This window comes from Spirosoma endophyticum, assembly GCF_900112365.1.
GTDB classification, from domain to species: Bacteria; Bacteroidota; Bacteroidia; order Cytophagales; family Spirosomataceae; genus Spirosoma; species Spirosoma endophyticum.
Window position 1 is genome coordinate 1 of the sequence record NZ_FOLQ01000020.1, and the last position, 8,245, is coordinate 8,245.

9 protein-coding genes are annotated in these 8,245 nt (G+C 47.0%); 1 reads left to right on the top strand and 8 read right to left on the bottom strand.

Translation table 11 applies throughout. The features are described 5' to 3' along the window. The 8 genes from BM202_RS39110 to BM202_RS29120 form a co-directional block, all read right to left on the bottom strand. Window positions 1-165: transposase (locus tag BM202_RS39110; RefSeq protein WP_143100778.1), on the bottom strand; the 165-nt coding region annotated here is incomplete at its 3' end. Between the two features lie 205 nt (window positions 166-370). Next, window positions 371-1,579 carry an aspartyl protease family protein gene (locus BM202_RS29090; protein WP_093832852.1) on the bottom strand — a complete coding sequence of 403 codons (1,209 nt, stop codon included), beginning with the start codon at window positions 1,577-1,579 and terminating at the stop codon, window positions 371-373. A 314-nt stretch (window positions 1,580-1,893) separates the two neighbouring features. Continuing rightward, window positions 1,894-2,958, bottom strand: a complete 1,065-nt coding sequence (locus tag BM202_RS29095; protein WP_093832854.1) for a cytochrome-c peroxidase — start codon at window positions 2,956-2,958, stop codon at window positions 1,894-1,896. Window positions 2,959-2,964: 6 nt separating this feature from the next. Beyond that, window positions 2,965-3,474, bottom strand: coding sequence for a molybdopterin-dependent oxidoreductase (locus tag BM202_RS29100; RefSeq protein ID WP_093832856.1), 510 nt, complete (start codon window positions 3,472-3,474; stop codon window positions 2,965-2,967). Between the two features lie 8 nt (window positions 3,475-3,482). After that, window positions 3,483-5,477 (bottom strand): TonB-dependent receptor plug domain-containing protein, encoded by a 1,995-nt coding sequence (locus tag BM202_RS29105; protein WP_093832858.1) that lies wholly within the window; start codon window positions 5,475-5,477, stop codon window positions 3,483-3,485. 328 nt (window positions 5,478-5,805) lie between these two features. Next, window positions 5,806-6,180, bottom strand: a complete 375-nt coding sequence (locus tag BM202_RS29110) for a VapC50 family PIN domain-containing toxin (RefSeq protein ID WP_394333808.1) — start codon at window positions 6,178-6,180, stop codon at window positions 5,806-5,808. Window positions 6,181-6,383: 203 nt separating this feature from the next. Then, the gene (locus BM202_RS38410) at window positions 6,384-6,830 is read right to left on the bottom strand and encodes an excisionase family DNA-binding protein (protein ID WP_093832860.1); all 447 of its coding nucleotides are present in this window, start codon (window positions 6,828-6,830) and stop codon (window positions 6,384-6,386) included. Window positions 6,831-7,070: 240 nt separating this feature from the next. After that, window positions 7,071-7,655: a DUF1572 family protein gene (locus BM202_RS29120; RefSeq protein ID WP_245776836.1), complete on the bottom strand. Its 585-nt coding sequence runs from the start codon at window positions 7,653-7,655 to the stop codon at window positions 7,071-7,073. Window positions 7,656-7,919: 264 nt separating this feature from the next. On the opposite strand from BM202_RS29120, the gene BM202_RS37895 reads away from it, so the two are divergent. After that, a partial coding sequence (locus tag BM202_RS37895; RefSeq protein ID WP_394333809.1) for an alpha/beta hydrolase occupies window positions 7,920-8,245 on the top strand: 326 nt, incomplete at its 3' end.

Genomic DNA, 8,245 nt, shown 5'->3' on the forward strand with positions numbered 1-8,245 from the left:
CGCAGTTGCAACTTGACCAAGGCTTTTATGGCTTTGCCGCCATTTGGTGATCCGACTCGAATCAATGCCGAGTTCACGAGCGACTTCTTGTACAGAGCCTTTCGCGTAGGACAACTCGATGGCCATCCGTTTAAATGCCTCGTCGAACACACGTCTTTTCTTCATGGGTACTTTTGGGTTTGTTCCCAAATGTGCCTAAAAACTGTCTCCAGTCAAATGTAGCAAGTTCATCTAGTCAAACGTCCTATTTAGAAAGCCAACATGTCACGTTAATGCGTCTCATTTGGGAGCATTTAGGGTGACTATCGCATAAGCAACAACTATAATGACTTTTCCTACTACGCAAAGACTTTCTGCAATAAAATAGCATTTATAATAGCCTTCGCTTTACTAACTCGACGGTTCGTTCGGTTCCTTGGTTACGAATCGTCAATTCGATCCGTTTAGCAGTAGCCAACTGGTCATTGCTTGTGAAAAAGCACTCACAGTAGGTGGAGTAACTAATCTTTTGGCCATCAATGGCTGTAATTTCATCCCCTACTTGAATGCCAGCTTGTTGAGCGGGGGATGATCCGTAGACGGCTTCAACTATTACCTTCCCCGCCTGATAGCTCAGTGATAAACCGAAATGCGTAAATCCTTCTGGTTTGAAGGGATGATTCGCCAGGGGGGATAGGTATAAGGCCTTGTTTCTAAAGTCCATCGTGATGAGATAGTATTTGGCCAGTTCAGCGCCCACCAATGGATAATTGTTGCTTTTGGCATAACTGATGGCCACATTATACCATACCAGTTGATTCAGCCGTACCGAGTCCAATAAAGCAAATTTCATGGTCTCCTGAAGCGAGCCGTGCGCACCTTCACTACCGATCCCGGCGCGCTCAATGATCGGACCCCTGACATACTGCTGAGCCGTTACTTCCGGCAAGGACAATAGTCCACCAAAACCTAAATCAAATAGGAAACGCACGGGCTGCCCATTGACTTGCAGGTGGATAAAAGGATAGCCGCGTTTATCTAGGCTGACGGGGATGCGTATGGTATTGTCAGCTAGATGAAGCTTGCTGAGTTGATCGGTAGCAATGATCTTTTTACGGTTGTAATCAACCTGCCATACATATTTGCGAATAACACTACTGCCAAATAAGCCACCATTCGTTAAGCAACGAATCCGGGGGGCCTGGTTGAAGTCAAGTACAAAAGCACCCACCTTTTTAAAGGCTAGACCTGCCGCCTCTAGCTTGTCAATCTGGGTGACGGCTACAGTCGATTTTGATTGGTTAGCACTTCCTAATTGAACGGTGAGCTTCTGTTTGAATTGATTAAGCTTGCGAATAGAATCGGTTAGGGAGAAATGGGCACCGCTATCAAAAATGTAGCTATAGGTCTGCTGTCCAATGGTGACGGGGATAAGAATGTTACCCATTCGCTCTTGAAAGGGTATTTCAGCATAGAAGGATTTCTGAGTAGCCTTACCAGATCGTACAATTGATAAAGCTCGATACCCTTTCATCAGGCTGCAACTGAGTAGCCCTTGAAGCAGAAGCATGCCAACCAGCATTTTCAAGAGATTCATCATCGTTCATCGTTTTTTGGACTAGATGCATAACCAGATAAGGGAGTTGCTTTACCGTCTCAGAAAACGCCCGAAATATTGGTACACAATTTTCTCTTCGTCTCAGGTTGGAGGGATTTGAGAGATAATTGTACCAGTAGCCGTATCGTGTAGGGAAGCCTAAAGGATCCGAAAAATTCTCCCGGACACAGAGTCGATGGTAGCCTGTCTAGCCATAAAGGGTTTGTGGCTGGGTTAAGATCCGGCAGCCAATAACGAGAATGAATCAAAAAGCTTGGTCAGGTTCAAAATTGCCATCAGTTTATTACAAGGTAACGCTAGTGGGGGTTGGCGAATTGGGGATTATGAATAAAAGTACTATCGGTAAACAGCCGTAAAAACGAAATTAAATCCGTTTTTTCACCCGTTGTCAGATGAAACCCGTTCGGCTGACCAGCTAGTTCAGGAGCCAGCATGGGACTAGGCTGAATGTGCTCACTGTAATGATCCAGCACTTTTTCCAGGCTATTGAACCGACCATCATGCATGTAGGGAGCGGTTAGGGCGATGTTACGTAAGGTTGGCACTCGGAAACGGCCCTGATCGAGGGCTAATCCCGTAATCGCTTGCCGACCCGAATCAGTAGCTTGCTTGTCCAACCCGTTATTGTGAAATAATTCCTGGAACAGTTTTGCCCCCCCATGACAATGGGCACAGTTGCCACCCCGAACATTACGTTCCGGCGAAGGAGATCGGTTAAATAGCTGCATCCCCCGCTGTTCCGATTCGGTTAGCTGGTACTGACCTGCTGCATACTGGTCATACCGAGAATTAGCCGATATTAACGTCCGTTCGAACTGAGCCAGGGCCTTACTAATACGAACATCCGTGATAGTGTCGGAGCCGAAAACCTGTTTGAATAGCACTGGGTACGGTATCGTTTTCTGTAACGCTTTAGCCGCTTCGCCTGGTTTGGAACCCATCTCATCGGTATGTCCCAATGGGACCAGGGCTTGTTCTTCCAGACTCGTGGACCGGCCATCCCAGAATAACTGACGCACCCACAGTAGATTCGTCAGCGACATTGAATTTCGCCGGGTTGTTTTCCCATGAACACCAATGCTTAGGGCTAGCCCGTCCGTGAACGCCCGCGCCTGCTGATGACAACTCGCGCACGAAATAGTTTGAGTAGATGATAACTTGGGCTCGTAAAATAACAGTCGCCCCAGGTAAACCCCTTCCTGAGTCATTGGGTTATCAGCCGGAATAGTGAACCGACCCCCAAACGAGGCAGGATAGAGTAGCGTATAGGGTCCCGCTGGCACAGGGTCGTCAGCTACGGTCCAGGCGCATACTCCACTCAGTACAACGGCAACAATAAAACTACCTATCCAGAATCGCATAGCTCTTTATTTGGCAAATCGTACCTCAATCGATTTCACTTCCCGAATCCAGCGGGCCGGTTTTTTCTCCCCCGGAACGACGATTCGATAAGGACCAACGCCGGGCCCTAATGACGCGCCATCAACGCTATCCGCCAAAATAATAGATCGCGAAGCAAACTCCGCATCCAGTTCGGGCAGAGCGAACAGGACTTCATACCCATCGATGGCTTTTACGATGACATATTTGGTGAGGTTTTCGCCCCGTAGTTCACCGCCTACAGTGGCACCCGCCTGTTTCAGCAGGTCTACGACCAGGATGCCTGAATACTGATGGTCCTTCCCATCACGATCTTTTCCCGTTACCTGGGTATGAGCCATGGCTGTCAAATCGGCTGTCTGTAGGGTTAACGGTTTAGTGACTTCTCCTGTTACGGTCAATACCGTCTGCGCTTGACTCTTCAACCCGGTTAGCAGGCAAACGATTAGTACGGATAATGACCAGCAACCGGCAAGTTGTGCGTTTATAGTCTTCATGCTTTTTTTTATAAATTACTGATGGCTAGATTAATAAAGAAGTTGCGGCCCGGTTCTGGAAACCCTTCTGCCAAGGCATAGTTCCGGTCGAATAGATTGTTTACTCCGCCTTCCAGATTTATGTAGCGCTGCAGTCGAAGCGAAGCCTTAGCGTTAACGACCACAAAACTAGCCGCCTGCGTGCCGTAACTGGTGCTATAGCGATCCGAATCATACTCCACATTGCCAATCAAACTAATTCGACGTAGGAGCTGAGCCTGGGCATAGACAAGAAGTTTGTGATCGGGCACATCCACAAATTTCAGATCGGGATTACTTACATTTTGGCGGTGAATGTAGGAGTATTGAGCGCCGGCTTGAAAGACGGTATTGACCGGTATTTTGAGCGATACATCCCCTCCGTAGAACTCAGCCTGCCCCGTATTCTGAAATTGATAAATCCCCGGTTGAACATTGTTGACCTGTTGAATGGCATCCGTCAAGCGACTGTAGAACGCGCTGGCTTGTAGAGATACATACCGGGTAAGCTGATCTGCATAAGCCGCTTCCAGATGCAAAGCGGATTCTGCTTTCAAATCCGGGTTTGGAATAGCCGCGCCCATTCGGTAGGAATAGCGGTCTTTCACCGTCGCGAATCGGGTTTTCTTAGCTATGGTGAGACTGAGCTGGCGTTGTAAGGCTGGATTATAAAACAGACCCACCTGGGCATTTACCGCATCGCTATTATTTCCGGGGAACGACGAAATAGTTTTGGTCGCGCTTTCGTAATTCTCCGCCCGCAGGCTTTGGCGACGGTTATAACTGACCCCTGGAACAAGGGATAATTTCTTAGTGAGCGCCCAAACATCTTCTATGCCAACGGATAGAGTCTGATCGATGAAGGTACGCACGGGTTCCCCGGCATTGTTTTCGCGGTGACGATCCTGCTTATAATGAACGGATGCTTTTAGGTTATGACTTGCCGCAATCCGATTGCCGTATTCAAGCGAACCACCTTGAGTTTCATCATTATAATAGCTGTTAAACGAGGAACCCCTAGTCTGGGTGGTATAGGTATTGTTGTCGAAAGCACTAAGCAGGTTCTTAAACTTGTCGTAGAACAGTCGAACTTTCAGATAGCTGTTGGTTGTAATCGCCGTTCGGGAGATAAAATACAGGCTTTCTTTGTTCCAGTAGGGCCACTGCCAGAAACGAGCCACTTGCCGGGAATCACTACCCACATAGGGCGGTGTGCCCTTGGTTCCCTGCTGATTGATGTAACTGAGGGCATATTCGTCCGTCGCGTTAGGGGTAAAGCCCACTTTCAAACTGTATTTGCGATCATTCCGGTAGGCATTCTCCCGATTTCCACCGTCTTCCTGGGTCTGGGGGACAAAGTCTGTCGATAAAGGAAACGTTTGCTGTTTCAACTGCGAAGCGGAGCCTTGTAGGTAAAACTTGCCCAGGTTACTGCCCAGGTTGAGGTTAAGCCGGTGCCCCTGGCCGCTTAACAACCCCGCCCGGCCATCAAACTCAAGCTCTTTCTGGGGTCGGCGCGATACCAGATTGATGGCTCCCCCCAGCGTATTTGGGCCGTAGGTCACGGATGAGAACCCTTTCGACACATTAATCTCGGCTAAATCAAAGGTCGTGAAGCGCCCTAAATCCACATACCCATCGTAGGGTACATAGACTGGGATACCATCAATGAATACGGGCACCTGTCTCAAATCAAAACCCCGTACATACACCATTGATTCGTTGCGTGCGCCGACGTTAGAGAGGGTTACTCCAGGTAATAGGTTGAGCGCCCGTCCAACATCAAGCCGATTGAAGGCTTCGATCTGCCGACTCAGCGCGGTACTGGTTGAGTCCAGGCTACGTCGCCCCAGCACCGTTACTTCGCCTAATCGAAATGTTCGATTGGAATCGATGGGAATGGCAAGTTGTGAAAATGCCGGTTGAGTCAGCCAAGTGCAAAGAATAATTTTCCCCAGTAATGCCGTGTAGAAATTATAGTTCATAAAAGCAAATTGAGCTATTCGTTATGTTCTTACAAATATAACGACTGATTCGGCAAACTACAGCCTTGAGCTGGGTGGGCTTGAGAGTGGCGAGTCAACCGAGCGAGCTGAACGGCGTCAAAATGTCAATTTACGTCAACCATGATCGGGTTTGTAGGATCATTTTACTTGACGTATTTAGCCATTAGATTCTTATCAATATACTGTATCGAGAAACGCCCGATTTGTGAAGCAAATACATGGAAAGCGCATCGCCTTAGAGTATACTAGTCGGCCAGACACGTCTATGGGTGTTTATTTTTAGAAAAAGCGACTAATCAAACCACTACTAACGATTCTGTAACATTCTATGCAATTCGTAGGCCGTTGTTTCTAAGCCAACCTCCCTAAAATTCACAAGCAGTTCTTCATCTGTTTTAGGTGGCCTTCTTAAGTTTGATACCTGGTTCTTAAACGCCTCGAGTACCCCGTTTGGGTTCAAATCGATTAGATCCATTATAAAGTTGTCAGGATGCTTGGGCTCTATATCAAACTGCTTTAAGTATTCATTCGGAAAGTCCTTAATATTGGCAGTAACGATTACATCAGCCTTACAGCGTACGGCCGCAGCTACTACATGGCGATCATCTTGATCGGGCAGACTTATCGATTGAACAAGAGATTCATAATTTATAACATTCGCGTCAGGAAAGGCTTCATTCATGGCGCGGACTGTCCTTTGTAATTGCCTTTCGGTCAAATCGGGCCTGTTCGAGAGTAAGTTTCTGGTCCATTCCTCGTTAATGTAATCAGTTCATTTAGGCGTGTACAGATCTAAGTCCGCAATATTTAACAGCAGATCTCTGATTGGTGCTGGGTATAGAACACAAGCATCAATCAGAGCAACAAATCTAGGGGAGTGAATCATTAGTAGCCAAGGTTAAGTTCTTGGGCTTGCTCCGTAAGGAAGCGTAATCTTTCTTTTCTAATCACTTTTTGCTCTTTTTCATAGGTAAGCAGGTCTTCAAGTAATATTCTTCTGTGACTGCCCACCTTCTTGAAAGGAATTTTGCCTTCCTCAAGCAATTTGACTACATAAGGCCTTGATACATTCAGCATATCGGCTGCTTGCTGAGTGCTAACCTCCGAATCCGAAGGAATTAAGGAAATAGCCTTCCCTTCTGCCATGCTTGACAAAATGAAGGAAAGCAGGTCAAGTGCTTTAGCTGGAATGGTGATGAGGTCTTTACTCTCTTGTATTTGAATAACCATTCTATCCGACCTAGTTTCTGCTATTGCCTCTGTGAAACTATGCAGTGATTCTTTTGCTACCCGTTGGTCCTGTAACGTTGGTCTCTCTAATACAGCTTCCATGTTTATTGCTATCTATCTTCTTGCTAGTTTAATAAACGAAATAAACGAAACGAAGTTTCCTGTCAAATACTTATCTTAAAAATATTTACAGTTGCATAGGCCAATAGTACCAATGGTTACGAAAAAAAAGCCACTTTGTCTCAAGTAGGAGCCATTTATGAGGTTCTAAAATGCATGGTTGCCATATCAGTCGAACCGTTGCCAGCTGTCAGGTGCCGCCATGCATATTGCCAATGGCATTTATCGAAGTAGTTCGTCGGTGAAGTGTTCCTTTCGCTTTGGCTGCGCAAACTTGTCCGCATTATACGCTTCTGAATGACCACGGGGTATAGATAAGCTCGTCCACTTCTCGTTGCAAACCATTTTGCCGATGAAGACAATTTGACCCACATGATACGGATAGTGAGCCAATTGGCGATTGATCGCTTCAACGACCGAGTGGCCCATGTTGCGAATGAAAATTTCTTGCTGGAAGTCTTCTCGCTGTAGCCCATCGAGCGTCGTGAGCAGACAATCCCAGCCTGCCTGCCAACGGGCCATTACCTGGTCTCTGGTCTGCATATCATTCTCAAACTCACTCTCTCGGTTACGCAACTCCTTTTCCCCATCAGTAAGTAGAAAATCGGTCCATCGGGACAGCATATTACCCCAGAGGTGTTTGACGATGAGGGCAATACTATTGCTTTCCTCATTATACTGCCAAAATAAGGCTTCGTCGGATACCTGACTCATGGTCTGCTCGCCCAGTAGTTTATAATAAGCAAACTGCTTTTTAGCACTAGTCAGGTAATCTACTGTCAGATCGTTAGTTGGGTGTTGTGCCATTGGTGGGGCTGGTTAAGGTTGTTTGGATAATTTTACGGTAGCCAAAGTACGGAAGTTGAGGCTAAACGCTGTTGCCTGCAACGCCCGTTCCTTAAAGTACAGTATTGTCTCATTTGGGAGGGTATCCTGAGACGATTAGTTTTACTAACTACTTAACTTTATCCATCACGTACAGTTTGACACAACGCTGCTTTGCTCAACACTACTTCAATTCTATTTCGCCTAGCCATACTGGCACTTTCAGTGGGTTTTCCAGTCACGGTTTTGGCTCAGACAACTCCTCCTGAGATACCTCTTTGGCCAAAAGGTGCCCCTGGATTTGAAGATCGTCGGAACGAACCTGAACAGGCGGAAGACTATTGGGTACGCCATATCAATAATCCATCCATAACGGTTTTTCTACCACCCAAGGACAAAGCGACGGGGGCTGCCGTTGTGATTTGTCCAGGTGGGGGGCATCGGGAGCTTGTTTTCAAGGCCGAAGGTCGCCAGCCCGCCCAGTACCTCAATAGCCTTGGGGTAGCGGCCTTTGTGTTAAAATATCGGCTGGCCAGCGAAGTAAACTCCCCTTATTCGCTCGACAAGCACAC

What these genes read in the sequence shown, in the direction of transcription:
- BM202_RS29095 (WP_093832854.1), bottom strand. Translation starts at nt 2,958, where the DNA reads ATGCGATTCTGGATAGGTAGTTTTATTGTTGCCGTTGTACTGAGTGGA.
- BM202_RS29090 (WP_093832852.1), bottom strand. Translation starts at nt 1,579, where the DNA reads ATGATGAATCTCTTGAAAATGCTGGTTGGCATGCTTCTGCTTCAAGGG.
- BM202_RS29105 (WP_093832858.1), bottom strand. Translation starts at nt 5,477, where the DNA reads ATGAACTATAATTTCTACACGGCATTACTGGGGAAAATTATTCTTTGC.
- BM202_RS29110 (WP_394333808.1), bottom strand. Translation starts at nt 6,180, where the DNA reads ATGAATGAAGCCTTTCCTGACGCGAATGTTATAAATTATGAATCTCTT.
- BM202_RS29120 (WP_245776836.1), bottom strand. Translation starts at nt 7,655, where the DNA reads ATGGCACAACACCCAACTAACGATCTGACAGTAGATTACCTGACTAGT.
- BM202_RS38410 (WP_093832860.1), bottom strand. Translation starts at nt 6,830, where the DNA reads ATGGAAGCTGTATTAGAGAGACCAACGTTACAGGACCAACGGGTAGCA.
- BM202_RS29100 (WP_093832856.1), bottom strand. Translation starts at nt 3,474, where the DNA reads ATGAAGACTATAAACGCACAACTTGCCGGTTGCTGGTCATTATCCGTA.